This is a genomic window from Butyrivibrio sp. DSM 10294, assembly GCF_028539135.1.
In the GTDB taxonomy this organism is placed as follows: Bacteria; Bacillota; Clostridia; order Lachnospirales; family Lachnospiraceae; genus Butyrivibrio.
In genome coordinates, this window is sequence record NZ_JANSWL010000004.1 from 1 (window position 1) to 1,402 (window position 1,402).

Below are 1,402 nucleotides of genomic sequence, written 5' to 3' on the forward strand. Positions count from 1 at the left end.
CATCAGCTGCAAGCTTTGCTTTGGTTGCTGCTTTTGTAGCTGCTTTCCCTGCGGCATTTGCTGCATTAGCCTTGGCATCCAGATCCTGAGCCTTGAGAAGCGCTTCTGATACTACCTGAAGAGTAAGGTTCTCTTCATCAGTGAGCTTCTTCTCTGCAGCTACTGCTGCTGCGTATGCTCCGGTTTCAGGATCATTTATAGCCTTTGCTGCGGCATTTGCTGCCTGTGCTGCATCTCTTGCGTCCTCAGCTGCCTTTTCAGCTGCTTCCTTAAGTCTATCGGCTTCATTTGCATCTGCCTGACTTAATGCTGCTTCATATCTTCTCTTTGCTTCCTTGTATGCGTCCAGGGCTGCCTGTGCTGCCTCTGCTGCTGTTGTCTTATAGCCCTTTGCATCGTCTGTGCCGTTTGCTGCATTAGCTGCACTACGCGCCTCTGTAGCTGCCTGCTTTCCATCTACATCGGTTGTATTCTTAGATGCTTTTTCTGCTTCGCCGGCTGCTTCATTTGCTGCCTCTGCTGCCTCTGCTGCTTCATTTGCTGCCTCTGCTGCCTCAAGAGCAGCGGTCTTGGCATCCAGTACTTCACTCAATTTAGGAGCTGAACCATCTGCATGTACTGCAGACTCTGCGGTAGTCTTGGCAATTGTAGCCTCACCAGCCTTATCTGAAGCTCTCTGTGCTTCTCTCTGTGCTGTATCTGCTGCTGTCTTAGCATCAATTGCGGCTTGTCTGTCTGCGTCAAGATCACTCTTAGCTTGTTCTGCCAGAGCCTTTGCTTCAGTAGCTGCTGTTCTAGCTGCCTTTGCTGCGGCTTCTGCTGTAGCTGCTGCTGTTCTTGTCTCAGATGCTACCCGCTCTGATGCTGCATTATCTGCTGCATTCTTGGCTGCAAGTGCTTCCTTATCTGCTGCAGCTGCCAGGCTCTCAAGATTATTTACTGCAGTATTTACGGCTTTAATTGTATCCTCTTTAGTATTTTTAAGATTGCTTACAGCTGTTTCCAATGCTTTTAACGCACCTTCATTTTCATCTGTTATAGCCTTTGCTGCATTTTCAGCTGCTGTCTTAGCTTTGTTTGCTTCGCTGTCAAGTACTGTCTTTGCAGCCTGTATAGCACTGTTAAGATCTGTAACAGCTCCTGTTGCTTTTTCATTAGCACTCTGGGCTGTTTTCGTAGCTTCTGCTGCTGTCTGAACCGCACCGGAAGCTGTGGACAAAGCTGTTGTATCACTGCAGGATTCTGCAAGTTTCTTGGCATTATCTGCTGCTGTCTGAGCTTCCTTGGCTGTGTTTACTGCATTAAGTGCCTGTGTTGCAGCCTCATTGGCCTCTTTCAGTGCTTCTGTTGCAGCTGCTATCTTGCCGGAGGTTACGTTGACATCCTTGAGTGCTGTAACTGC

Annotated in this window: 1 protein-coding gene; it reads right to left on the reverse strand. The window is 48.6% G+C overall.

All coding sequences use genetic code 11. From position 1 onward, the window contains the following. On the reverse strand, positions 1–1,402 hold a 1,402-nt coding region (locus tag NXH67_RS00030), incomplete at both ends, for a hypothetical protein (RefSeq protein WP_330676512.1).